25 protein-coding genes are annotated in these 24,226 nt (G+C 68.0%); 8 read left to right on the plus strand and 17 right to left on the minus strand.

Going from position 1 to position 24,226, the window contains the following annotated elements:
- Nucleotides 1-87 precede the first annotated feature (87 nt).
- The 5 genes from WFJ97_RS03095 to WFJ97_RS03115 all read right to left on the minus strand — a co-directional run bounded on the left by WFJ97_RS03095 (nucleotide 88) and on the right by WFJ97_RS03115 (nucleotide 2,979).
- Nucleotides 88-414 carry a DUF2469 family protein gene (locus WFJ97_RS03095; RefSeq protein WP_247622592.1) on the minus strand — a complete coding sequence of 109 codons (327 nt, stop codon included), beginning with the start codon at nucleotides 412-414 and terminating at the stop codon, nucleotides 88-90.
- Nucleotides 415-467: 53 nt separating this feature from the next.
- On the minus strand, nucleotides 468-1,127 hold the full coding sequence (locus WFJ97_RS03100) for a ribonuclease HII (RefSeq protein ID WP_336640445.1): 660 nt from the start codon (nucleotides 1,125-1,127) through the stop codon (nucleotides 468-470).
- Nucleotides 1,124-1,858: a signal peptidase I gene (gene lepB, locus WFJ97_RS03105; RefSeq protein ID WP_336640446.1), complete on the minus strand. Its 735-nt coding sequence runs from the start codon at nucleotides 1,856-1,858 to the stop codon at nucleotides 1,124-1,126. Before lepB ends, WFJ97_RS03100 begins: the two co-directional genes overlap by 4 nt.
- Nucleotides 1,859-1,975: 117 nt before the next feature.
- On the minus strand, nucleotides 1,976-2,323 hold the full coding sequence (gene rplS, locus WFJ97_RS03110) for a 50S ribosomal protein L19 (protein ID WP_247622595.1): 348 nt from the start codon (nucleotides 2,321-2,323) through the stop codon (nucleotides 1,976-1,978).
- A gap of 167 nt (nucleotides 2,324-2,490) precedes the next feature.
- Nucleotides 2,491-2,979 carry an MFS transporter permease gene (locus WFJ97_RS03115; RefSeq protein ID WP_247622596.1) on the minus strand — a complete coding sequence of 163 codons (489 nt, stop codon included), beginning with the start codon at nucleotides 2,977-2,979 and terminating at the stop codon, nucleotides 2,491-2,493.
- Nucleotides 2,980-3,092: 113 nt separating this feature from the next.
- On the opposite strand from WFJ97_RS03115, the gene map reads away from it, so the two are divergent.
- A complete protein-coding gene (gene map / locus WFJ97_RS03120; RefSeq protein WP_247622597.1) occupies nucleotides 3,093-3,875 on the plus strand; it encodes a type I methionyl aminopeptidase in 783 nt (260 codons plus the stop codon).
- 12 nt (nucleotides 3,876-3,887) lie between these two features.
- On the opposite strand, the gene WFJ97_RS03125 is transcribed toward map, so the two are convergent.
- Genes WFJ97_RS03125 through rpsP form a run of 5 tightly spaced genes read right to left on the minus strand, consistent with a single transcriptional unit; the run spans nucleotide 3,888 to nucleotide 6,678 of the window.
- Nucleotides 3,888-4,628, minus strand: a complete 741-nt coding sequence (locus tag WFJ97_RS03125; RefSeq protein WP_336640447.1) for a class I SAM-dependent methyltransferase — start codon at nucleotides 4,626-4,628, stop codon at nucleotides 3,888-3,890.
- Between the two features lie 44 nt (nucleotides 4,629-4,672).
- On the minus strand, nucleotides 4,673-5,368 hold the full coding sequence (trmD, locus tag WFJ97_RS03130; protein WP_247956083.1) for a tRNA (guanosine(37)-N1)-methyltransferase TrmD: 696 nt from the start codon (nucleotides 5,366-5,368) through the stop codon (nucleotides 4,673-4,675).
- Between the two features lie 19 nt (nucleotides 5,369-5,387).
- Nucleotides 5,388-6,020: a ribosome maturation factor RimM gene (gene rimM / locus WFJ97_RS03135; protein ID WP_336640448.1), complete on the minus strand. Its 633-nt coding sequence runs from the start codon at nucleotides 6,018-6,020 to the stop codon at nucleotides 5,388-5,390.
- Complete coding sequence (locus WFJ97_RS03140; RefSeq protein ID WP_247622601.1) at nucleotides 6,004-6,234, minus strand: RNA-binding protein; 231 nt, start codon at nucleotides 6,232-6,234, stop codon at nucleotides 6,004-6,006. The genes rimM and WFJ97_RS03140 overlap by 17 nt, the downstream gene beginning before the upstream one ends.
- 6 nt (nucleotides 6,235-6,240) lie before the next feature.
- On the minus strand, nucleotides 6,241-6,678 hold the full coding sequence (rpsP, locus tag WFJ97_RS03145; protein WP_247622602.1) for a 30S ribosomal protein S16: 438 nt from the start codon (nucleotides 6,676-6,678) through the stop codon (nucleotides 6,241-6,243).
- 208 nt (nucleotides 6,679-6,886) lie between these two features.
- Here rpsP and WFJ97_RS03150 point away from each other — a divergent pair, with 208 nt between their 5' ends.
- Complete coding sequence (locus WFJ97_RS03150) at nucleotides 6,887-8,038, plus strand: glutamate--cysteine ligase (protein WP_336640449.1); 1,152 nt, start codon at nucleotides 6,887-6,889, stop codon at nucleotides 8,036-8,038.
- Nucleotides 8,039-8,041: 3 nt separating this feature from the next.
- On the opposite strand, the gene WFJ97_RS03155 is transcribed toward WFJ97_RS03150, so the two are convergent.
- Nucleotides 8,042-8,941, minus strand: coding sequence for a sugar-binding transcriptional regulator (locus tag WFJ97_RS03155; RefSeq protein WP_336641850.1), 900 nt, complete (start codon nucleotides 8,939-8,941; stop codon nucleotides 8,042-8,044).
- 173 nt (nucleotides 8,942-9,114) lie between these two features.
- Here WFJ97_RS03155 and WFJ97_RS03160 point away from each other — a divergent pair, with 173 nt between their 5' ends.
- From WFJ97_RS03160 to glpK, 3 genes are all read left to right on the plus strand, one after another.
- Nucleotides 9,115-10,824, plus strand: coding sequence for a glycerol-3-phosphate dehydrogenase/oxidase (locus WFJ97_RS03160; RefSeq protein ID WP_336640450.1), 1,710 nt, complete (start codon nucleotides 9,115-9,117; stop codon nucleotides 10,822-10,824).
- Nucleotides 10,825-10,911: 87 nt separating this feature from the next.
- Nucleotides 10,912-11,667, plus strand: a complete 756-nt coding sequence (locus tag WFJ97_RS03165; protein WP_336640451.1) for an MIP/aquaporin family protein — start codon at nucleotides 10,912-10,914, stop codon at nucleotides 11,665-11,667.
- A gap of 35 nt (nucleotides 11,668-11,702) precedes the next feature.
- The gene (glpK, locus tag WFJ97_RS03170; protein ID WP_336640452.1) at nucleotides 11,703-13,217 is read left to right on the plus strand and encodes a glycerol kinase GlpK; all 1,515 of its coding nucleotides are present in this window, start codon (nucleotides 11,703-11,705) and stop codon (nucleotides 13,215-13,217) included.
- A 60-nt stretch (nucleotides 13,218-13,277) separates the two neighbouring features.
- On the opposite strand, the gene WFJ97_RS03175 is transcribed toward glpK, so the two are convergent.
- The gene (locus WFJ97_RS03175) at nucleotides 13,278-14,159 is read right to left on the minus strand and encodes a LysR family transcriptional regulator (protein ID WP_336640453.1); all 882 of its coding nucleotides are present in this window, start codon (nucleotides 14,157-14,159) and stop codon (nucleotides 13,278-13,280) included.
- A 78-nt stretch (nucleotides 14,160-14,237) separates the two neighbouring features.
- Here WFJ97_RS03175 and WFJ97_RS03180 point away from each other — a divergent pair, with 78 nt between their 5' ends.
- The gene (locus WFJ97_RS03180; RefSeq protein ID WP_336640454.1) at nucleotides 14,238-15,203 is read left to right on the plus strand and encodes an EamA family transporter; all 966 of its coding nucleotides are present in this window, start codon (nucleotides 14,238-14,240) and stop codon (nucleotides 15,201-15,203) included.
- Here the strand turns inward: WFJ97_RS03180 and ffh are convergent.
- Together ffh and WFJ97_RS03190 are read right to left on the minus strand one after the other, a co-directional pair.
- Nucleotides 15,100-16,656, minus strand: a complete 1,557-nt coding sequence (gene ffh / locus WFJ97_RS03185) for a signal recognition particle protein (protein WP_247622609.1) — start codon at nucleotides 16,654-16,656, stop codon at nucleotides 15,100-15,102. The two genes, WFJ97_RS03180 and ffh, sit on opposite strands and share 104 nt — an antisense overlap.
- A gap of 61 nt (nucleotides 16,657-16,717) precedes the next feature.
- The gene (locus tag WFJ97_RS03190; RefSeq protein WP_247622610.1) at nucleotides 16,718-17,305 is read right to left on the minus strand and encodes a TetR/AcrR family transcriptional regulator; all 588 of its coding nucleotides are present in this window, start codon (nucleotides 17,303-17,305) and stop codon (nucleotides 16,718-16,720) included.
- A 96-nt stretch (nucleotides 17,306-17,401) separates the two neighbouring features.
- Between WFJ97_RS03190 and lipB the strand changes: the two genes are divergently transcribed.
- Nucleotides 17,402-18,040: a lipoyl(octanoyl) transferase LipB gene (gene lipB / locus WFJ97_RS03195; RefSeq protein WP_336640455.1), complete on the plus strand. Its 639-nt coding sequence runs from the start codon at nucleotides 17,402-17,404 to the stop codon at nucleotides 18,038-18,040.
- A complete protein-coding gene (gene lipA / locus WFJ97_RS03200) occupies nucleotides 18,037-19,026 on the plus strand; it encodes a lipoyl synthase (protein WP_247622612.1) in 990 nt (329 codons plus the stop codon). The genes lipB and lipA overlap by 4 nt, the downstream gene beginning before the upstream one ends.
- Before the next feature lie 15 nt (nucleotides 19,027-19,041).
- Here lipA and WFJ97_RS03205 read toward each other — a convergent pair whose 3' ends face one another.
- From WFJ97_RS03205 to smc, 3 genes are all read right to left on the minus strand, one after another.
- Nucleotides 19,042-19,542: a DUF2004 domain-containing protein gene (locus WFJ97_RS03205; RefSeq protein ID WP_247622613.1), complete on the minus strand. Its 501-nt coding sequence runs from the start codon at nucleotides 19,540-19,542 to the stop codon at nucleotides 19,042-19,044.
- 44 nt (nucleotides 19,543-19,586) lie between these two features.
- On the minus strand, nucleotides 19,587-20,459 hold the full coding sequence (ftsY, locus tag WFJ97_RS03210) for a signal recognition particle-docking protein FtsY (RefSeq protein WP_247622614.1): 873 nt from the start codon (nucleotides 20,457-20,459) through the stop codon (nucleotides 19,587-19,589).
- Nucleotides 20,460-20,528: 69 nt separating this feature from the next.
- Nucleotides 20,529-24,074 carry a chromosome segregation protein SMC gene (gene smc / locus WFJ97_RS03215; protein ID WP_336640456.1) on the minus strand — a complete coding sequence of 1,182 codons (3,546 nt, stop codon included), beginning with the start codon at nucleotides 24,072-24,074 and terminating at the stop codon, nucleotides 20,529-20,531.
- Nucleotides 24,075-24,226: the final 152 nt, after the last annotated feature.

Genomic DNA, 24,226 nt, shown 5'->3' on the forward strand with positions numbered 1-24,226 from the left:
GCGGCGGGGCGGTCTCCGAGCGTCCACCGCACGGCGGAAACCCGGCCCTCAGGCGTCAGTCGTGCAGGAGAGGTGCGCTTCTCCGACTCACTCGCCGTCGAGCGAGAGTTCCTGGGGAAGTTCGAACTCCCGGCGCTGCAGCTCCTCGACGTTGACGTCCTTGAAGGTCAGCACACGCACGGCCTTCACGAAGCGATCGGCGCGGTAGATGTCCCACACCCACACATCGCTCATCGAGATCTCGAAGTAGAAGTCGTGCTCCGTGTCGCGCCGCACGACGTTCACATCGTTCGCCAGGTAGAACCGACGCTCGGTCTCGACGACGTACTGGAACTGCGAGACCACGTCTCGGTACTCGCGGAACAGCGCGAGCTCGAGCTCGCGGTCGTAGTCGTCGAAGGCTTCCTCATCCATGGTGGTTCCATCCTAGGGTCGCAAGAGCCCGCGTGCGGCACCGCACCCGGCGCTCAGAACAGGGCGGGAGCATCGGCGATCGCCCATGACGCACGATGCAGCGGCGAGAGCCCGAGCGTGCGGATGGCCTCTCGATGCTCGGTGCTCGCATATCCCTTGTTGCGATCCCACTGGTACTGCGGGTAGTCGGCATGGAGCTCGGCCATGTGCGCGTCGCGCGCGACCTTCGCGATCACGGATGCGGCCGAGACGGAAGCGCAGTCCCGATCGCCTTTGATCACCGGACGCACGTCGAGCACGGAATGATGCACGGCCGAGAGATAGTCATGGTTCCCGTCGAGCAGCACGACCGCCCCCGCGGTCGATGTGCCCTGCGCGACGACCGCATCGACGGCACGGGAGGCGGCCAGACCCAGTGCCCGGATGATGCCGACCTCGTCGACCTCCCCGGCACTGGCCCATCCGACCGACGAGGCGCGTACCCACGCCGTCGCCCGCTCCGCGACATCGGGTCGACGTCGCTCGGTGACGAGCTTGGAGTCGCGGAGCCCCTCGGGCACACGACGTCGCGCTCCGGCGGCATCCATCACCGCCGCGCCCACCGCGACCGGGCCCGCGAGCGCTCCGCGACCGACCTCGTCGAGCGAGATGATCAGGGCGCTGTCTCCGAGGATGCGCCGCTCGAGCGTGAGGGTCGGGGAAACGACCGTCATTCTTCGTCCGGAACGCTGTCGAAGGCTTGGTGGTGTCCGTCGATCGCCCCGATCCGTCCGAACGGCCAGGTCGTCAGGAAGGCCTTCCCCACGACGTTCGACACCGGGACGAAGCCGCCGCTGGGAAGTTCCTGATGCGCTCGCGAGTCCCGCGACTGAGTGCGATTGTCGCCGAGCAGCCACAGCGAGTCCTCGGGCACGACGACGTCGAAAGGTTCGTTCGACGCCGCGGTGTTCCCTTCGGGAAGGTTCAGGTAGTCGAGCTCGTCGATCGGAGCACCATTGATCGTGATCTGTCCGAGCGCGTTGCAGCACACGACGTGATCGCCAGGGAGGCCGATGATGCGCTTGACGAGATGGTCCTGCGAATCGGAGGCGGAGATGCCGATGAAGGTCAGCACGCCGTCGATCGCCTGCATGAGCGGAGGGGATGCCGGCGGCTGCGGCTGGTCACCCAGCCATCCGCCCGGGTCCTGGAACACCACCACGTCACCGCGCTCGTATCCCGTCCATCGCGGCGTGAGCTCATCGACCAGGATGCGGTCGTTGACCATGAGCGTGCGCTCCATGGAGGCCGAGGGGATGTAGAACGAGCGGACGATGAAGGTCTTGACCACGAACGAGACGAGCGCGGCGATCAGGATGATGATCAGCACATCGCGCAGGAAGACCAGCAGTCCACGGCGCCGTCTCGTGCCCGTGGCGGGCGCGGCGGAGGGTTCAGAGGTCATCGGCATCCTTCGTCAGTCGTGCGTGCCATCGAGCGGCAGTATCAAGGTTCGCATATCGGGGACGAAACAAAGCACCCCAGGACATCGTGTCCTGGGGTGCTGTGGAGATGCGGCGACTCAGCGGTCGCGCTTCTCCTTGATCTTCGCCTTCTTGCCACGCAGCTGGCGCAGGTAGTAGAGCTTCGCGCGACGGACGTCACCGCGGGTGACGACCTCGATGTGGTCGATCACCGGCGAGTGCACCGGGAAGGTACGCTCGACGCCGACCTGGAAGCTGATCTTGCGGACCGTGAAGGTCTCGCGCACGCCGTCGCCCGAGCGGCCGATGACGACGCCCTGGAAGACCTGGATACGCGAGCGGCTGCCCTCGGTGATGTTGACGTGCACCTTGACGGTGTCACCGGGGAAGAAGTCCGGAATGTCCGAACGGAGGGAAGCCGCGTCTACGGCGTCGAGGATCTGCATGATCGTCTCTCTCTGCACTCGCCTCAGGTCGCATGCATGGTGGAAGGAACAAGAATGGGTGTGCACCGTACGGGGCCGAAGCATCCGCGGGTTCCCCTGAGGCAGAACCGGTCACGGCACAAACATCTATTCTGCCATGGATGACCGCAGCCGCCAAAACACGCGTCTCAGCCGAGCGGGTCCTTCTCCTGCACGATGATGACCTCGCGCGGGCGAGGCTCCGGTGATGCGTCATCGGATGCCGGGAACGAGGACCAGGCGATCGTCTCGCGGAACCGCGCCCCGCTCCCCTTCGCCTCGCTCCAGAGCTGCCACCCCTGCAACCAGACGAGTGCGAGGCCGACTATCACCGCGGCGGTCAGCAACCACGGGAAGACCCCGGGGATGAAGCATCCGACCGCGATCGTGAGACCGTGCCAGAGCGTGAACCCGGCCACGTCCCACCACGACACGGCACGGTCGGCGCGCACCGACGGACGCGAACGAGTGAGGAGGGTGAGGAGGAGCTGGCCCAGGAACACCGAGGGAATCGCGATGAACAGCACCCAGAGGATGGCCCATCCGCCCTGGAACACTCCCCATCCGACGAGGAGCCACAGGGGCAGGAGGAAGGCCGCCGGCAGGAGCCAGCGGAAAAACGCCCGTCGCAACCACATGCTCCGATGGTATGCCGGTGGGGGACGGCTCGCACGGCTGTTCGCTGTGAGCGCGGCGATGCCGCGTCCGCCCGGATCGGGGAGAATGGACGAGGACGAGAGGACTCCCCCGAATGATCGAACTGCGCACCCCTGCCGAGATCGACGAGATGCGTGCAGCCGGCCGCTTCGTCGCGGAGACGCTGGCCACGCTGCGCTCCGACACGAAGGTCGGGACCAACCTCCTCTCCATCGACCGTCGCGCCCATGACCTGATCCGTCAGCGCGGTGCCGAGTCCTGCTACATCGACTACCACCCGTCCTTCGGTGCGAGCCCGTTCGGGAAAGTCATCTGCACATCGGTGAACGACGCAGTGCTTCACGGGCTCCCCCACGACTACACGTTGCGTGACGGCGACCTCGTCTCGCTCGACTTCGCCGTATCCGTCGACGGATGGGTGGCCGACTCCGCCGTGTCGTTCGTGGTCGGCACCCCGCGCGACGAGGACCTCCGGCTGATCGAGACGACGGAGCGCGCACTGGATGCCGCCATCGCCGCGGCCGTCGTCGGCAACCGGATCGGCGACATCTCGGCATCCGTCGCAGCCGTCGCCCATGGCGAGGGGTACTCGATCAACACGGACTTCGGCGGGCACGGAGTGGGTCGCACGATGCACGGCGACCCCCACGTCGCGAACGACGGTCGCGCCGGACGCGGATTCCCGCTCCGCGACGGACTCGTGCTCGCACTCGAGCCCTGGTTCCTCGCGACGACCGACGAGCTGGTGACCGACCCCGACGGCTGGACTCTGCGCAGCGTCGACGGTTCGCGCGGCGCGCACTCGGAGCACACCGTCGCGATCACCGCGGACGGACCCATCGTGCTGACCGACCGATCGTTCCTCGGGGTCGACTGAGCGTCCTCGCGGTCACGCCGTCCGGCGGTACCTGTACACCTCGGTGAGCTGCGGGAGAACCAGCTCCGCCCGCCCACTCGTCTCGGGGGCGTCGTCGAGGACTGTTTCGATCGCCGCGAGCATCTCGGTCTTCGATCGGCGGTCGGCGACGAGGACACTGCTGATCGTGCCCCACCGACGCAGGTAGTCATCACGTGAGATGTTCTCGGACCACGTGATCACCGCATGCGAATCGAACTCGAAGCCGGGAAGATCCTCGACGGCACTCCCGGTCGTCTGATCGTCGGCGCCCACTGCCGGATGAGCGATGCGGTGAGCAGCACGGTCCCAGGTGCAGGCGGGATCGGAGTGGTTCCAGACCAGCCCCAGGACACCACCGGGCGCAAGAATGCGAGCGATCTCGGCACACGCCGCCTCGCGCTCGAACCAGTGGAACGCCTGCGCCACCGTGACCGCGTCGACGGAGGCGTCGGAGAGGGGGATGCTCTCGGCCGTGCCGAGATGCGCCGTCACATCGACCAGCTTCGCCCGCAGCACGTCGAGCATCGGTTCGGACGGCTCGACTGCCTGGACGGAGGTCGCGCGACCGATCAGAAGCTCGGTGAACTTGCCGGTTCCGGCACCGAGGTCCAGCACCGCCCCGACCCGCTCCGGCAGGATCAGGTCGGCGGCGGCATCCGGGAAGCCCGGTCGATAGCGGTCGTAGTCCGCTCCGATGGTCTGGAAGGAATCCGCGAGCGCGCGATCGATCATCCTCGGACGCTATCACCGAGAAGGAGGAGGTCTATCCGTCCCCGTCAGTCGGCGTCGTCGGCGAGCAGATCCGGTCGACGCGCTCGCGTGCGCTCGAACTGCTGATCACGGCGCCACTGCGCGATGCGCGCATGGTTCCCGCTGAGGAGCACCTCCGGAACGGCGCGCTCCCGCCAGACCGCCGGCTTCGTGTACGAGGGGTACTCCAGCAGGCCGTCCTCGTGCGATTCCTCGACCAGGCTCTCGGGATTGCCGACGACTCCCGGCACCAGGCGTCCGATGGCCTCGATCATCGCCATCGTCGCCACCTCGCCGCCGTTGAGCACGTAGTCGCCGAGACTGATCAGGCGGACTTCACCGAGCGCCGCGGCGTACTCGAAGACCCGCTCGTCGATGCCCTCGTACCGGCCGCAGCCGAAGACGATGTGCTCGCGCGTCGCGAGATCGCGCGCGGTGGCCTGCGTGAAGACCTCACCGGCCGGCGAAGGGAAGATGATCGTCGGACGTTCGGTGGCCGCGGCGACCTCGTCGAGCGCGAGCCCCCAGGGCTCCGGCTTCATCACCATTCCGGCACCCCCGCCGTACGGGGTGTCGTCGACGGTGCGGTGACGATCCGACGTCCAGTCTCGGAGGTCGTGGACGTTCAGGTCGAGGATGCCCGCATCGCGCGCCTTGCCGAGCAGGGAGAGCGTGAGACCGTCGAAGTACGACGGAAAGATGGAGAGGACGTCGATGCGCACGGGAGTGACCTCTCAGCGGCTACTCGGCCGCCGGGGAATCCTCGGCTGCGAGCGGTTCCTCGGCCGCCGCCGAGTCGTCGTCGGCATCCGGAAGCTCCTCGAAGAGCCCGGGCGGCGGGGTGACGATCACTCGACCGGCAGCCACGTCGACGGTCGGAACGATGGCCGAGACGAACGGCACCATGATCTCCTTCTCACCGGACTTGACGATGAGGAGATCCTGCGCCGGGAAATGCTCGATGCGCTGGACGCGTCCGACCACGGCGCCGTCACGGACGACATCGAGGCCCACGAGCTGGTGGTCGAACCACGCGTCGTCCTCGGTCTCGTCGACGTCCTGGTCGATCCAGAGGATGGCCCGCACGAGGCCTTCGGCGGCGGTGCGGTCGTCGACGTCGTCGAAGAAGGCGACCGGGTTGCCGTTCATCACCCGGTACTCGCGCACGGTAATCGTCTTGCCGTGCCACGGAGATGCCTCGGGCACCTGCAACGTGAACTCGGCTCCCGTGACGAAGCGACGCTCCGGGTTGTCGGTGTACAGCTCGAGCTTGAGCCCGCCCTTGAGGCCATGGGCCTTCACGAGGCGCCCCACCCGGAGCTGGTTCTTGCCCTGTGGGGTGTCCTGCGGCACCACGTCAGTCGTCCGCGACATCGACGCGCACGCGACGGCCGTCGGCCAGGGCGGCGACGAGCGTACGGAGTGCCTTGGCGGTGCGGCCGCCGCGCCCGATCACGCGTCCACGATCATCGGGGTGCACGCGCACCTCGAGGAGATCGCCTCGCGGCGACGTGGATGCGGTGATGCGCACATCCTCCGGGTGATCGACGATCCCCTTGACGATGTGTTCGAGCGCGGCGGCGAGCACGACGGATTACTCTGCGTCGGCGGCGGGAGCCTCGGCGGCCTCCGCGTCGGCGTCGGCGGCGGGAGCCTCCTCAGCGGGAGCCTCCACCTTCTTCTCCGCCTTGGGCTTGACGACGGACTTCTTCGAGGAGTCGACCTCGAAGGCGGCCTTCGGCTCGGCGACCTTGAGGGTCGACTTCGCGTCGGCGTCGCCCTTGAACTTGCCCCAGTCGCCCGTGATCTTGAGGATCGCGGCGACCTGCTCGGTCGGCTGCGCGCCGACGGAGAGCCAGTACTGCGCACGCTCGGAGTCGACCTCGATGAACGAGGGCTCCTCGGTGGGGTGGTACTTGCCGATCTCCTCGATCACGCGACCATCGCGCTTGGTGCGCGAGTCGGCGACGACGATGCGGTAGTACGGCGCACGGATCTTGCCCAGGCGCTTGAGACGAATCTTGACAGCCACGATTCTCCTGAATTGTGTGGAAGGAAACGAACTGGTCGCCTGGAGAGTGGGGTGCACATCCGGCGGAAGCTCAAAGAGGAGGACGGAAGCTGGATAGAGGGTCGAGCATGCCGTCCGACCTTCTATTCTGCCAGATGCCGAGCCCGGGCGCGAAACGTGAGGACTCCGGCTTTGCCGTGTCGCGTCGGCCGCGTGCCAGAATGTGCACGTGACGCTCGAGTTCGCCCCCTCAGCCCGCTCCACCGTCGGCTTGGAGTGGGAGATCATGCTCGCCGATCCGGCGTCCGGTGATCTGGCCGGACGAGCGCCCGAACTCCTCGCCGTGCTCGAGGAACAGAGCGCCAGCGAACGCCACACCGTCACCGGTGAGCTCCTCACCAACACGATCGAGGTCACGAGCGGCGTCGGCGAGTCCGTCGCCCACGCCGTCGACGACATCGCCCGGGCGATCTCCGCGGTGCGCGAGGCCACCGACCCGATCGGGATCGAGTTGCTGTCGGCCGGCAGCCACCCGTTCGCGCAGTGGTACGACCAGCAGGTCACCGATAAGACGCGGTACCACACGCTGATCGAGCGCACGCAGTGGTGGGGTCGCAACATGATGATCTGGGGCATTCACGTGCACGTCGGCGTCGATGACCATCGCAAGGTGTTCCCGATCGTCAACGCGCTCACCGCGTACCTCCCTCACCTGCAGGCACTCGCGGCTTCGAGTCCGTTCTGGGCCGGAGAGCGCACCGGGTACGCCTCCAATCGCGCGCTGGTGTTCCAGCAGCTGCCGACCGCCGGGCTCCCCTGGCCTCTGCACGATTGGGCGCAGTTCGAGTCGTACATGGACGACATGGTGCGCACCGGCGTGATGAAGGATGCCTCCGAGGTCCGGTGGGACATCCGCCCCGCACCCCGCTGGGGAACGATCGAGGTGCGCGCCTGCGACGGGATGTCGACGCTCCCCGAACTCGCCGCGGTAGCCTCGCTCGTGCAGGTCCTCGTCGAGCATTTCTCGCGAGAACTCGACGAGGGACGCCCGCTCCCCGCCCTGCCCTCCTGGTTCCACCGCGAGAACAAATGGCGCGCGGCCCGCTACGGACTCGACGCGCGGGTGATCGTCGACGACTCCGGCGCGCAGCGCGACGTGCGGGATCACCTCGCCGAGACCCTCGAGGAACTCGCGCCCGTGGCACGAGCGCTCGGATGCGAACGGGAGTTCGGCAGCGTCGGCACGATCCTGCGCGACGGAGCCAGTTATGCGCGGCAGGTGGCAGTGGCGGACGCCGCCGAGGGCGACCTCGGAGAGGTCGTGCAGCACCTCATCCGCGAGTTCCGCTCCGGCCCGGAGGCCTCGACGCACGAAGCCTGACCCTCAGTCCTCCGCCAGGCGGCGCGCCAGTCCCTCGTCGAGGACCACATCGGTGATCAGATCCGCGGCGATCGCCGCACGGACGCTGGCGAGCTTGGGGATGCCGGACACGACGCAGACCCGTCGGGGTACGCGTCGCAGGCGATCGAGTGTCGGGCCGGTCGCTCGCGCATTGAGACGGATGTCCTTCCAGGAGCCGTCGGCACGGAAGAAGACGGTCGCGACGTCTCCGATCGCATGGTCCTCGCGCAGGCTCCGATAGTCGTCGCGCCCGAGGTATCCGCCGACGTACACGCGGCTCGGCACCTCGGCCGCGGGCGATCCGAGGCTGAAGACCGCGATGTCCATTTTCGACTGCAGGTCGAGCACACGCCGTGTGCTCCGCTCCCGCCACATCGCCTCGCGCGTCGCCGGGTCGTCGAAGAACGCCGGCACCGGGAACTGCTGCACCTGCGCACCGAACGCGCTGCCGAAGCGCTGGAGGATGTCGCTCGAGTACTCGACACCGCTGGTCTGGGTGTTGCCCGCACCGTTCAACTGCACGAATGTCGTGTTGTGCGTCTCCTTCTGCGTGAGGCCGCGACTGACCGCACTGATGGTCGACCCCCACGCCACGCCGATGATCATGTTCGAGTCGACGAACTGCGACAGCAGTCGCCCCGCGGTCAACGCCACCCGTTCCAGGCGCTCGACCTCACTGACGATCTCGGGCATGGGAACGACGTGCGCCACGATGCGATGACGATCCCGGATCCGCTGCTCGAGCATGCCGAGCCGCTCGAGAGGCGAATTGATGCGGATGTCGACCAAACCGCTCTCCCGGGCATAGCTCAGAAGACGAGATACCGATGAGCGGGAGGTGCCGAGCTCGCGCGCGATGACCTCCATCGTCTTGTCCTGCATGTAGTAGAGCTGGGCCGCGGTGAGCGCGGCGACCAGCTTCCCGTCACGCGGATGTGCACTGTGATCAGCCAAGACCGCCTCCTTGCCCTCGATCCTTGCACATATGTGCACTGGGCTTGCGCGCAGCGGACGAGAGGTCGATGCTGGGGGCAAGCAAGGAAGCGAGCTCGAGAATGATCGAATCGACACACTCATCGGCCGAGCGCGACGACGTACGCGCGCTCCGCGAATCCGGACGTACGACGGTGCTGCTCATCGGCGGCGGCATCAACGGAATATCGACATTCCGTGACCTCGCCCTCCAGGGCGTCGACGTCGTCCTCGTCGAACGCGGCGATTTCGCCTCCGGGGCATCGTCGGCGTCCAGCCACATGATCCACGGCGGCATCCGCTATCTCGAGAACGGCGAATTCCGTCTCGTTCGCGAGTCGGTCGAGGAGCGCAACGGCCTTCTGCGCATCGCTCCGCACTACGTGAAGCCGCTGCAGACGACGATCCCGATCTACTCGACGTTCTCGGGCATCCTCTCGGCGCCCCTGCGCTTTCTCACGCACAAGAGCGGCAAGCCGCAGGAGCGCGGTGCGTTCCTCATCAAGATCGGTCTGACGATCTACGACACGTTCTCCCGTGACGGCGGTAGCGTGCCGCGCCACCGCTTCCTCGGCCGCAAGCGTTCGCTGGCCGAACTGCCCGCGCTCGACCCGAACATCAAGTACACCGCCACGTACTACGACGCGTCCATGCACGACCCGGAGCGCCTGGCCCTCGACGTCCTGCAGGACGGCCGTTCCGCGCACCCGGGCGCGCACGCGCTCAACTACGTCGAGGCGATCGCCCGCGACGGCGAGAACATCGTCCTCCGTGACCGCGAGAGCGGCACGGAGTTCCCGGTGAAGGCCGACGTGGTCGTCAACACCTCCGGCCCCTGGACCGACCTGACGAACGACGCCCTCGGCACCGACACGCGATTCATGGGCGGCACCAAGGGGTCGCACATCGTGCTCGACCACCCGGAGCTGCTCGCCGCCACGCGTGGACGCGAGATCTTCTTCGAGCACTCCGACGGTCGTATCGTGCTGATCTACCCGCTCAAGGGCAAGGTGCTCGTCGGAACGACCGACATCGACGCGGATCCCCGCGAGGTCGCCGTCTGCACCGAGGAGGAGGTCGACTACTTCTTCGACCTGATCCACCACGTCTTCCCGCAGATCGCGGTCGACCGTGAGCAGATCGTGTACCGGTTCTCCGGCATCCGTCCGCTCCCCCGTCACGAGGACACCGCACCCGGTTTCGTCTCGCGCGACTACCGCATCGAGGTCGACGAGAAGGGCGCCGTCCCGCTCGTGAGCCTGGTCGGCGGCAAGTGGACGACCTTCCGTGCGCTCGGCGAGTCGCTCTCCGACGTCGTGCTCGGCCTGCTGAACCGCACCCGCACGGTCTCGACCGCCGGCCGCGCCATCGGAGGCGGCCGCGACTTCCCGCGCACCGAGAAGGCGAAGCGCATCTGGATCCAGGAGAACCTCGCGGGCGCCGGAGACCGCGCCGAGAAGCTCCTCGCCCGCTACGGCACCCGCGCCGCCCAGGTCTGGGAGTACGTCGAGCAGGGAGCGGACGCCCCGCTCGCCGGCGGCGACCTCTCGACCCGGGAGCTCGAGTGGATGGTGCAGAACGAGCTCGTCGCGCGCCTGCAGGACGTCATCCTGCGTCGCACGAGCATCGCGTTCACCGGTCATGCCGATGCCGAGGTCCTCGATGAGATCGCCGACGCGCTCGTTCCCCTACTGGACTGGGACCGTTCGAGGCACGATGCTGAACTCGAACAGACCCGCCAGCTGCTGAACGAGCGGCACGGCCTCGACATCTCGTCCCGCACCCGCGGCTGACGAGACGGAACCGCCGCCTCCCCGCGGCGTAACCCAAGAAGTGTCACGGCAGGGATGACGTGACACGTAAGAAAGGTCAAAGAAGACATGCCTGATGTCAATCTCGGTCTCTATTTCCTGTCGGAGTTCGTCGGCACGGCGATGCTGGTCCTTCTCGGATGCGGTGTCGTCGCCAACGTCGCCCTCGCGAAGAACAAGGGCTTCGGCGGCGGCTTCCTGATGGTCAACTGGGGATGGGGCCTCGCGGTGTTCGCGGGTGTCATCGTCTCGGCGTACTCGGGTGCGATCCTCAACCCGGCCGTGGGTGTCGGCCTGGCGATCGCCGGCAAGATCACCTTCACGATGTTCCTCGTCGCCACCGCAGCAGAACTGCTCGGTGCGATCCTCGGTGCGATCGTCGTCTGGCTCGCCTACAAGCAGCACTTCGATGAGGAGCCGGAGGCCGCCAACAAGCTCGGCGTCTTCTCGACCGGCCCGGCGATCCGCTCCTACGGCTGGAACCTCGTCACGGAGATCATCGGTACGTTCGTCCTCGTGTTCGTGATCTTCGGATTCGCCGACTACGGCGACATCGAGGTCGGCGTGCCCGGAGGCCTCGGACCGCTCACCGCGCTGCCCGTCGCGCTGCTCGTGGTCGCCATCGGCGCCTCGCTCGGTGGACCGACCGGCTACGCGATCAACCCGGCCCGTGACCTCGGCCCCCGCATCGCCCACGCGATCCTCCCGATCAAGGGCAAGGGCTCGAGCGACTGGAGCTACTCGTGGGTGCCGGTCGTCGGACCGCTCATCGGTGGTGCGATCGCGGCCTTCGCCGCCCCCGCCCTGCTCGGCCTCGCAGCCTGACGCCACCCGAATCCCACTTCAAAGGAGAACACACCATGGCTGACTACATCCTCGCCATCGATCAGGGAACCACCTCCAGCCGCGCGATCATCTTCGACAAGAAGGGCAGCATCATCGCGACGGGCCAGAAGGAGCACGAGCAGATCCTGCCGAAGGCCGGCTGGGTGGAGCACGACGCCTCCGAGATCTGGCGCAACGTGCAGGAGGTCATCGGCCTCGCACTGAGCCGCGCCGACCTCACCCGTCACGACATCGCGGCGGTGGGCATCACCAACCAGCGCGAGACGGCCGTCGTCTGGGACAAGACGACCGGCAAGCCCGCCTACAACGCGATCGTCTGGCAGGACACGCGCACGCAGGACATCGTCGACCGCCTCGCGGCCGACGGCGGAGTCGAGCGCTTCAAGCCGATCGTCGGACTCCCGCTGGCGACGTACTTCTCGGGGACGAAGATCGCGTGGATCCTCGAGAACGTCGAGGGTGCGCGCGCGAAGGCGGAAGCCGGGGACCTCATCTTCGGCACCACCGACAGCTGGGTGCTGTGGAACCTCACCGGCGGCGTCGACGGCGGCGTGCACGTGACCGATGTCACGAACGCCTCGCGCACGATGTTCATGGACCTCGAGACGCTCGAGTGGCGCGACGACATCCTCGAGGCGTTCGGCGTGCCGCGCTCGATGATGCCGGAGATCCGCTCCTCCTCCGAGGTCTACGGTGCGGCGGAGGACTCCTCGCTGCTTCGCGAGACGCCGATCGCCGGCATCCTCGGCGACCAGCAGGCCGCGACGTTCGGACAGGCCGCCTTCCAGACAGGTGAGAGCAAGAACACCTACGGAACCGGCTGCTTCCTCATCTTCAACACCGGCGAGGAGATCGTCCACTCGAAGAACGGTCTGCTCACCACCGTCGGCTACAAGCTCGGCGACGCTCCGACGCACTACGCGCTCGAGGGTTCGATCGCCGTCACCGGGTCGCTGATCCAGTGGCTGCGCGACCAGCTCGGCATCATCTCCTCGGCCCCCGAGGTCGAGGAACTGGCCGACAAGGTCGAGGACAACGGCGGCGTGTACATCGTCCCGGCGTTCTCGGGCCTGTTCGCACCGTACTGGCGACCGGATGCGCGTGGCGCGATCGTGGGCCTCACCCGCTACGCGAACAAGAACCACATCGCGCGCGCCGCCCTGGAGGCCGTGGCCTTCCAGACCCGCGACGTGCTCGACGCGGTCAACGCGGACGCGGGCGTCGACCTCACGGAGCTCAAGGTCGACGGCGGTATGGTCGCCAATGACGCTCTGATGCAGTTCCAGGCCGATGTCCTGGGCGTGCCGGTCGTGCGGCCGGTCGTTGCGGAGACGACCGCCCTCGGCGCCGCCTACGCCGCCGGCCTCGCCGTCGGGTTCTGGAGCGGCCTGGACGAGCTCTCCTCCAACTGGCAGGAAGACCGTCGCTGGGAGCCCTCCATGGAGAGCGACGAGCGCGACCGCCAGCTGCGCCTGTGGCGCAAGGCCGTCACCAAGTCGATGGACTGGGTCGACGAGGACGTCAAGTAACGACCGATCACCGCGAGGGGCGGGTCCGGAGGGAACTCCGGGCCCGCCCCTTCGCCGTTGTCAGACGGATGCCTCCCCATCGAGCACCGTCAGCAACGCACGAGCGACACGCCGAGGCGAGGCGAGATCCCAGGCGACGTACTCCGCTCGCCTCGGGCCGTCGACGACCGGCACCGTGCTCACCCCGGCCATACCCGCGGGAACCGCCCCCGGAGTGAGGAGCGCGACCGCGAGTCCCTCGGCGACCAGGCCGAGCATGACTCCGGCCGTGTCGACTTCGAATGCGACGTCGCGATCGACGCCCGCCGCCCGGAAGGCGACGTCGCTCTGGGCTCGCCCCGACGTCCCGGCCGGGAAGTCCACGAAGACGTCCTCGGCGAGATCTCCGAGTCTCAGTCGGGTGCGCGCCGCGAGTCGGTGGGCACGCGGGAGCACCGCGACGTGATGATCGACGGCGATCTCCCGGTATCCGACACCGCGGGGCTCGGCGCCCGGTTGCAGCCCGAGAAGCGCGACATCCAGATCGCCGCGCCGGATCTTCGCGACGAGGTCATCGCTGTTGCCCATCTCCAGTTCGACCCGTACGGCGGGGTGTGCGGCTCGGAACGACGCGAGGAGGCGCGGAACGCGGACGGCGACGACCGTCGGGATGATTCCGATCCGAACGGTGCCGTCCAGCTGATCGGGCTCGGCGGCCACCGCATCGATGGCCTGCTGCGCAGAAGCGAGCGCGCTGCGCGCCGGTGGGAGGAAGGCCTCCCCCGCTTCGGTCATCCGGACACCGCGGCTCGACCGGATGAACAGTCGCTGACCCAGCTCCCGCTCGAGGGCGGCGATCTGGTGGCTCAGCGCGGACTGCGTGACGAAGCAACGCTCGGCGGCTCGGGTGAAGCTCCGCGTCGCGGCCACCTCGACGACGTAGCGCATCTGTTGAAGCTCCATCTGCACATGATCTCACGTCATGAACAGCATGCTCAGAATGCGTTGGATCCATGTTGGCTGCGTGTCCATGCTGAGAACATGAACCGTCTGCGCATCCTGCTCCTCACCGCCCTCGCACCGATGGCCTGGGGAACGACCTACCTCGTCACGACGGAGATGCTGCCGCCGGGGCATCCGCTCTTCGCCGGACTCCTGCGCTCCCTCCCCGCCGGGGTCCTCGCGATCCTGCTCTCGCGCAGGCTCCCCCGCGGCGCCTGGTGGGGAAAGGCGGTGGTGCTCGGCGCGCTCAACATCGGGGCGTTCTTCCCCCTGCTCTTCCTCGCCGCCGAGCGTCTTCCGGGAGGGGTGGCCGCCGCGGTCGCCGGCGCTCAACCGCTGATCGTGCTCGCGCTGGGTGCGCTCGTGCTGCACGAACGCATCCGTCCATTCTCCGCGGCTGCGGCACTGGGAGGCACGATGGGCGTCGCACTCATCGTCCTCGGGCCGTCGGCGGGGCTCGACGCGTGGGGAGTCCTCGCGGCGCTCGGAGGCGTGACGGCGACCGGCGCCGGAATGGTCCTGACGAAGCGCTGGGGACGGCCGAAGGGGGTCGGTCCCATCACTTACGCGGGGTGGCAGCTCGGCGCCGGAGGTCTCGTTCTCCTGCCCCTCACGCTCCTGATCGAGGGAACGCCCCCCGCGATCGACGCGACGGCCGCACTCGGCTACACGTGGCTCGCGACAGTGGGCGGCATCTTCGCCTACACCCTGTGGTTCGGCGGCATCCAGAAACTGCCGGTGATCGCGCCCGGACTGCTCGCGTTGCTCTCCCCGGTGGTGGCGACGCTCCTTGGCGTCGTCGTCGCCGGCGAGTCGTTCACCGTCATTCAGGGTGTCGGGATCGCCGTCGTCCTCGCCGCATTGGTCGGCGGGCAGTTCGCGGCGATGCCCGGGCGGGCCGTCAGCTCTTGCCGAACAGCTTCTGGATCTCGGCGAGATCGGCCTCGGTCGGCGCCTTCGCGCCGCCGCCCAGACCGAATCCCGAACCGGTCGGCTGCGCGGTAGCGACGGCTCCGGAGTTCTCGGCCGCACGCTTGGCCGGGTTGCCCGAGCGTGATCCGCTCGACGACTTGCCCTTCTTCCCGCGCTTGGACGATGCACCGGGGCGCCCCATTCCGGGAACCGGGCCCATGCCGGGGATGTTCGGGGTGCCGCCGCGGGCGACGGTCTTCATCATCTTCGCGGCCTGTTCGAAGCGGGCGACGAGCTGGTTCACGTCGGTGACCGTCATGCCCGAGCCCCGGGCGATGCGCAGGCGGCGCGAGCCGTTGAGCACCTTGGGATTGCGGCGCTCGCCCGGCGTCATCGACCGGATGATCGCTTCGGTGCGGTCGATCTCGCGCTCGTCGAAGTCGTCGAGCTGCTGCTTCATCTGGCCCATGCCGGGGAGCATCCCCAGCATCTTCTTCATCGAGCCCATCTTCTTCATCTGCTGAAGCTGCTCGAGGAAATCTTCGAGGGTGAACTGCTCGGTCGCGAGCTTCTCGGCGACCTTCATCGCCTCTTCTTCGTCGAACGCCTGCTGCGCCTGCTCGATCAGAGTGAGGATGTCACCGAGGTCGAGGATGCGGCTCGCCATGCGATCCGGGTAGAAGGGCTCGAGATCTTCGAGACGCTCACCCGTGGAGGCGAAGATGATCGGGCGACCGGTGATCGACGCGACCGAGAGCGCGGCTCCACCGCGCGCGTCGCCGTCGAGCTTCGAGAGCACGACACCGGTGAAATCGACGCCCTCCTGGAACGCCTTCGCCGTGTTCACGGCATCCTGACCGATCATCGCGTCGATCACGAACAGGACCTCATCGGGCTGGACCGCCGCGCGGATATCGGCCGCCTGCTTCATGAGCTCGGCGTCGACGCCGAGTCGTCCGGCGGTGTCGATGATCACGACGTCGTGCTGTTGGCGGCGCGCGTGCTCGACACCGTCCCGCGAGACCTTGACCGGGTCGCCGACGCCGTTGCCGGGCTCGGGGGCGTAGATGGTGGCGCCGGCCTGCTCGGCGACGACCTGCAGCTGGTTCACGGCGTTCGGGCGCTGGAGGTCCGCGGCGACGAGCAGAGGCGTGTGCCCCTCGCCCTCGAGCTGCTTGGCGAGCTTTCCGGCGAACGTCGTCTTTCCCGAGCCCTGGAGGCCGGCGAGCATGATGACGGTCGGAGCGGTCTTCGCGAACTGCAGACGACGCTGCTCTCCGCCGAGGATCTGCACCAGCTCCTCGTTGACGATCTGAACGACCTGCTGGGCGGGGTTCAGCGCCTTGTTGACCTCGTCTCCGAGCGCACGTTCGCGGACCTTCGCCGTGAAGTCCTTGACGACCGTGAGTGCGACGTCGGCGTCGAGGAGTGCGCGGCGGATCTCGCGCACGGTGCCGTCGACATCGCTCGCGGTGAGTTTTCCCTTCGTGCGCAGATTGCGGAAGGTCTCGGTGAGCCGATCGGAGAGCGTGCCAAACGTAGCCATGGTGCTCCGATTCTACGCGAGTCGACCGACGCGGATCGTCGGCTCGGCCCGGCTTCTCGAATCAGCGGGACCAGCGGAGGTCGCCGATGAGGTCGAGCGCATCGCGGAGCACGTTCTCGGGTGCCGCACGACCCGCCCCCTGCTCCGCCCAGACCCGGAGCGACGAGAGCACCGCGGCGGCGTGAGCCGCACCGAGGATATCGGCGCGGATCTCATCGATCCCCGAGGCGCGGGCGGCCTGTGCGATCGCCGCGGCCAGCCGCGCCTGGCGCACGCCCGCGTCGCGCGGAAGCTCGTCCTCGAGGCCCATCGCCGCGACGTTCCGCAGTGCGAGGGCCAGGGGGTCGGGGGCGAACTCCCGCACCGCTGCGAGCAGGATCAGGCGCACGTCCGCGTCGCTCGCGTCACGATCGAGGGCGTCGAGAGCATCGGATGCCTCAGCGATGCGAGCGTCGAGCCCCGACCAGAGCACGTCGCTCTTCGACGCGAAGTAGTTGAAGAAGCTCGACCGGCTCACCCCTGCCCGCTGAGTGATCTCGGCGATGGAGGTCGACTCGTACCCCTGCTCGAGGAAGAGTTCGCAGGCGGCCTCGGCGAGCGTCTCGCGAGACGACGCCTTCGGGCGTCCGGCACGACCGGTGGTCTTCATGCCTTCACGGTACCGCGCCGCGCCGATGCGTCGCGGCGCGCATCGAGAGGCGTATTGTTGGACGCGTTACAACAATGCGCTTTGACGGGAGATCGGATGCTGGACATCGTGACGGCCGGACTCGCTCCGGACCTCGTCCCTTACGCCGAGGGATGGGATCTTCAACGACGGATCCACACGGACGTGGTCGACGGCACCCGCCCCGACACGCTCATCCTGCTCGAGCACGAGGCCGTGTACACCGCCGGCAAGCGCACCGAGCCGCACGAACGCCCCGCGGACGGGACACCCGTGATCGATGTCGACCGCGGTGGGAAGATCACCTGGCACGGACCGGGGCAGCTCGTCGGATACCCCATCGTCCGACTCGAGGAGCCGCTCGACGTCGTCGCCCACGTGCGCCGCCTGGAGCGTCTGCTGATCGATGTCCTCGGACCGCTCGGCGTGGACGGCTACCAGGTCGAGGGCAGGAGCGGCGTCTGGGTGCGCCGCCCGCTGTCCGAGGACAAGGTCGCCGCGATCGGCGTGCGGGTGCAGCAGGGCGTGACGATGCACGGGTTCGCGCTCAACTGCGACAACTCCCTCGCAGGCTTCCGCGGCATCATCCCGTGCGGCATCACCGATGCCGGCGTCACCACCATCAGCGAGATCGTCGGGGCGGACGTCTCCCCCGCCGACATCCTCTCCTCCGTGATCCGCACCTTCGCCACCGAGTACTCAGGAGTCACCGCATGACCGCCGTCCCCGAGGGGCGCAAGCTCCTCCGCCTCGAAGTACGAAACGCCGAGACGCCGATCGAACGCAAGCCCGAATGGATCCGCACCAAGGCGAAGATGGGCCCGGAGTACACGGCCCTGCAGTCGCTCGTGAAGAGCGAGGACCTGCACACCGTGTGCCAGGAGGCCGGTTGCCCCAACATCTTCGAGTGCTGGGAGGACCGCGAGGCCACCTTCCTCATCGGGGGCTCGCAATGCACGCGCCGGTGCGACTTCTGCCAGATCGACACGGGCAAGCCCGCCGACTACGACACCGACGAGCCGCGTCGGGTCGCCGAGAGCGTGGTGCGGATGAACCTTCGCTACGCGACGGTGACCAGCGTCGCGCGTGACGATCTGCCGGACACGGGAGCCTGGCTCAACGCGGAGACCGTCCGCAAGATCCACGAGCTCAATCCGAACACCGGCGTCGAGCTGCTGGCCAACGAGCACAACGCCGATCCGGCGTTCCTGGGGCAGATCTTCGATGCGCGCCCCGAGGTCTTCGCGCACAACGTCGAGACCGTGCCGCGCATCTTCAAGCGCATCCGCCCGGCGTTCCGCTACGAGCGCTCGCTCGACGTGATCACACAGGCGCGAGACGCCGGCCTCATCACCAAGTCGAACCTCATCCTGGGCATGGGTGAGGAACCGGAGGAGGTCGTCCAGGCGCTCCAGGATCTGCACGACGCCGGGTGCGACATCATCACCATCACGCAGTACCTGCGCCCGTCGCCGCGTCACCTCCCGGTGGCGCGCTGGGTGAAGCCGGCGGAGTTCGTCGAGTTCAAGGACGAGGCCGAGCGCATCGGGTTCCTCGGTGTCCTGGCCGGGCCCCTCGTGCGTTCGTCGTACCGTGCGGGCCGCCTGTGGGCGCAGTCGATGGTGTCGAAGGGACGGGAGATCCCCGCGCACCTCGCCCACATCGCCGACAGCGCAGATCTGGGATTCGCCCAGGCGGTCTGAGCACAGACCGTCGCGTCAGTCGGCGCTCATCACCGACTGCACGCTGCCGTCGGAACCGAGGTTCACCAGGAGCACGTCGTCGGTGGTGGCGGCGTCGAGCGCGTACTCCAGCACCGCGAACGGCTCGGACCCGCCGTGCTCGTCGGCGAGGATCGTCATGCTCATGAGCCGGAGAGAACGGATGATGTCGACGGCGGCGTCGCCCGAGATGTCGACGAGGACATCAGGGAGGTCGTCACCGTAGGCCTCCTGCTGCTGCAGGATGTACTCAGTCACCTCGCTCGTGCGATCGTCGACCTCCGACAGCATCCCGCGACGTGCCGTGTCGTCGACGTTCTCGAGCCCGGCGATCAACGAGGCTGCGATGTCGAGCGCCTCGGACGACACATCGTCCTGATCGGGCGCGGTCAGGTCGACGGTGACGCTCTGGTCGCCGAGTTCGACCGTCTCCGACCAGAAGATCGATCCGTCCGGCCCTGAGGACAGGAGCCCGAAGTAGTCGTGTTCGATCGCCATACCGTTATGAAACCAGCCTCATGCTCGCGACGGTAGTCCCGTCGTCATCCGACAAGTGATTGCACGAACACGTGCGGGGTGAATCCGGTCAGGTCATCGATGCCCTCACCCTGACCGAGGAGCTTGACGGGGATGCCGGTGCGCTCCTGAACCGCCAGAACGAAACCGCCCTTGGCAGACCCGTCGAGCTTCGTGAGGACGAGTCCCGTGACCCCCGCGTGCTGCAGGAAGGACTCCGCCTGCATCACCCCGTTCTGCCCGGTCGTGGCGTCGAGCACCAGCAGCACCTCGCTGATCGGCGCCTGCTTCTCGACCACACGCCGGATCTTGCCGAGCTCGTCCATCAGGCCGCCCTTGGTGTGCAGTCGGCCCGCGGTGTCGATGATCGCGATCTCGATCCCCTCGCGCTGCGCGTACTCGACGGTCTGGAACGCCACCGATGCGGGGTCCTGGCCCTCCTGCTGAGGCCGCACGATCGCGGCGCCACCGCGCTGGGCCCAGGTGGCGAGCTGGTCGACGGCCGCCGCGCGGAAGGTGTCGGCGGCGCCCACGACGACACTGCGCTGGAATCCGCGCAGGAACTTCGTGAACTTCCCGATCGTGGTCGTCTTCCCGACGCCGTTCACGCCCACGACGAGCACCACGGCGGGGCGCTCGGTGAGCTTGAGCGTGGTGTCGAACTTCGCGAAGTGCTCCTCGAGCGTCTCGCGCAGCATCCGCTGGAGGTCCTTCGGGTCGGTCGTACGGAACCGTTCGACCTTCGCCCGGAGCTCCTCGACGATGCGCTCGCTGATGTCGGGACCGAAGTCCGCCGTGATCAGCGCCGTCTCGAGGTCGTCCCAGGTCGTCTCATCGATCGTGGGCTTGACGAACATGCCGCGCAGTGCGCGACCGAGGGACCAGGACTTCTCCGCCATCCCCCCAGCCTACGGGGCGGGAGGCCTCGCGGAGTCCGCCGCTGTTCCCCGGCGATTCGCTCGGAGGCCTCAGCTCGCCGCGGCCGCGCGATCGCCCACGCGCTGCCCGACCACCGCGGAGACGCCGTCCTGACGCATCGACACACCGTACAGCGCGTCGGCGATCTCCATCGTGCGCTTCTGATGCGTGATCACGAGCAGCTGCGAGGTCTCGCGCAGCTGCTCGAAGACCGTGAGAAGTCGGCCGAGGTTCGCATCGTCGAGCGCGGCCTCGACCTCGTCGAGGATGTAGAACGGGCTCGGACGCGCCTTGAAGATCGCCACGAGCAGAGCGACGGCTGCGAGTGAGCGCTCTCCGCCCGAGAGCAGGGAGAGCCGTTCGATCTTCTTCCCGACCGGGCGCACGGCGACCTCGATCCCGGTCGTGAGCATGTTGTCGGGGTCGGTGAGCGAGATGCTCCCCGTACCGCCGGGGAACAGCAGGGGGAAGACCTCGCCGAACGCCTCCTGGGTATCCGCGAACGCGCTCGCGAAGATGGTCTGCATCCGCTCGTCGAGGTCTGCGATGATCGTCATCAGGTCTTGACGGGTCTGCGTGAGATCCGCGAGCTGTTCGGTGAGGAACGCGTGACGCTGTTCCAGCGCGGCGAACTCCTCGAGCGCGAGCGGATTCACCCGGCCGAGTTGTGCGAGCTTGCGTTCGGCGTCTGCCAGGCGTCGCTGCTGGATGCGGCGGTCGAACGGAATGGTCAGGTCGACGTCGATCTCGTGGTCGTCCGAGACCTCGGCGACGTCGCGCGGAACGGGCTGATCGGGGCCGTACTCGGCGACGAGGATGTCTTCGTCGAGCGCGAGCTCGGAGGCGACGCGTTCGAGCAGCCCGGTCAGGTGGAGCTTCTTCTCGTGGATCTGCAGTTCGAGGCCGTGCACGCTCTCGGTGAGCCCGGCCAGGCGTTCCCGCAATGACGACTCCTGTGCCCGCAGTGCGGTGAGCTCCTGGTTCTGGGCCGCCCGAGCCGTCTCGGCCTCGGCCAGCGCCACGCGCGCCTCGGTGACCGAACGGTCGAGCGAGTCGAGGACGCGAGGGAGCTCCTCGGCGACACCGGCGGCCGCCTCGCGCTGCGCGCGGCGGATCACGGCACGGCGGGCAGCTTCGGCGGCGGCATCCCGCTCCTGCTCGCGCTGGCGCTCCAGGGCGGTCACCCGCGACTGCGCCGCACGCACACGTTCGCGAAGCGTCTCGATCTCGAGCCGCGCCCGTACCTCGCCCTCGCGTGCGGATTCCAACGCCTCCAGCAGACCGTCACGCGCCGAGGCATCGAGCACGGGACGGGGAGCGGAGACGGCATCGTCGAGCGCGGTCTTCGCGGACTCCGCCTTCGCCTCGGCATCCGCCACGGCCGATTGCGCCTGTGCGAGACCGGTCTCGAGTCGCTCGCACTCGGCGACCGCGGCTTCGTGACGCACCGTGATGCGGTTCACCTGTTCGGCGTGCGTGGCCAGCGCCGCGTCCAGCTCGCGCAGTGCACGCAGCGCGTCCTTCGACTGGCGCCGCGTCGTCTCGACGGCCTCGTTCGCGTCTTCCCGTGCCTCGCGGAGCGAATCCACGATCACCTGCACCTCGGCGAGCCGCTCTGTGGCGGCGTCGCGCTCGGCCGCGAGCTCGAGGCGCGAGCGTTCGCCTCCCGACCCGGTGCGCAGACTGTGGGCGGTGACGACGTCTCCGCCGACGGTGACGATCGTGGTCGACTCGTCGTCGAGTGCATCCAGTGCGGTGCGCGCAGCGCGAGCAGCATCGAGATCGTCGGCGATGAGGACGTGGGCGAGGATGCCGAGCACTCCCGCGGGCGCATCGACGGCCGAAACCGCCGGGGTCACTCCGGGCAACTGCGGGAGTTCGACCGAACGACGCGAGGTCTCGGCCGCGACGAAGTCGACCACTCCCCTCCGCTGGTCGGCCGCTTCGGCAGCCAGCGTGAACGCATCGGCCGCTGTATCGACGAGTACGCCCTCGGCGAGGGGACCGAGCACGGCAGCCACCGCGGCTTCGAAGCCCGATCGGACCTGCACCGCGTCGCCGACGAGACCCCGGATCCCCGGGCCACCCGCCTTCACGATCTCGGCGGAACCACCCGAGAGCGCCAGCGCGCTCCCGAGCGCCGCCGCCTTGGCCGTCAACGAGTCGACCTCGCGCTCGGCGGCGTGCAGCCGTTCGCGCAGAGTCTCGCGCTCAGCCTCCGCCGCGGTCGCCGCGCGCTGCGCACTCTCGTACGCCGCGGAGTAATCGGCCGCAGAACCTTCGGGCGCCTCGGCATCCTCGATCGCCTCGAGCGCCTCCGACGCCTCTCGCCGCCGCTCGTTCGCGGCCTCGAGCGCGTTCTCCTGGCGGAGCACCGCGCCGCGCACGGCGGCAAGCGCGGAGGCGGCCGCATCGGCGGTGCCGCGCAGCTCCGAGAGACGCATGTCGTACTCCGACACCAGAGCGCTCTGCTCCGCGATGTCGACGTCGAGCGTGTCGAGTTCGGCGCGGGCGTTCAGGACTTCCCGACTGGCCGCGACCGCCGCGTCCTGGGCGTCGCCCAGACCGGCCGAGATCTCGGTGATGTCGTCCTTGGCCTCGTCGATCGTCGCCTGCGTCACGGTGACCGCGGTGACCGCGGCATCGTCGTCCTCGGTGCCGAGGAGGGCGAGTCGCTGATTGGCGAGCGTGTAGAGACCGCGCATGCGCTCCTGCACCTGCTCCAGCCCGAACGCGACGCTGCGCGCCTGATCGACGGCGACGGAGTTCTGATCCTGTTCGAGCCGGTGGATGCTGGCCCGCACGGTCTCGGCCTGGTCCGAGAGCACGAGGCGCTCGGTGTGTCGTTCCTTCTCCGTGCGCGTGTGGTCGGCCAGCGCCGTGCGAAGGGCCACGACGTCGTCGGCGAAGATTCGTGCCTTCGCATCGCGCACGACGGCAGCGATCGACTGCGCCTCGCGGGCGATCTCGGCCTGACGACCGAGCGGCTTGAGTTGGCGACGGATCTCCCCCGCGAGATCGCTCAGACGCGTCAGGTTCGTCTCCATCGCGTCGAGCTTGCGGACCGTCTTCTCCTTGCGTCGACGGTGCTTGAGAATGCCGGCGGCTTCTTCGATGAAGCCGCGCCGATCTTCGGGCGACGCCTGCAGAACGGTATCGAGACGCCCTTGCCCGACGATCACGTGCATCTCACGACCGAGGCCGGAATCGCTGAGCAGCTCCTGCAGATCCAGGAGCCGGCAGCTGTCGCCGTTGATGGCGTACTCGCTCGATCCGTTGCGGAAGAGCGTTCGGCTGATCGTCACCTCGGCGTACTCGATCGGGAGCGCACCGTCGCTGTTGTCGATCGTCAGCTGAACCTCGGCACGACCCAGCGGGCCGCGCGTCGACGTGCCCGCGAAGATGACGTCCTCCATCTTGCCGCCGCGGAGGGTCTTCGCGCCCTGCTCCCCCATCACCCAGGCGAGAGCGTCGACGACGTTCGACTTACCGGAGCCGTTCGGTCCCACGATGCACGTCACACCGGGTTCGAAGACGAAGCTCGTCGGTTGCGCGAACGACTTGAAGCCCTTAAGGGTCAGGCTCTTCAGATGCATCGGGGCACCGATCGTTCGGGGAGAATCACGCCCATACGTTACCGGAAACGCGGGATTCGGCCGGGAGACCGCGCGGGAAGCACCGGAGACCGACACGCGCGACACGCCGTGAAACTGGGAAAATGCTTGACTCGGCGCCCGAACGTTCGTTA

It is taken from the genome of Microbacterium sp. USHLN272 (assembly GCF_037149655.1).
Lineage (GTDB): Bacteria > Actinomycetota > Actinomycetes > Actinomycetales > Microbacteriaceae > Microbacterium > Microbacterium galbinum.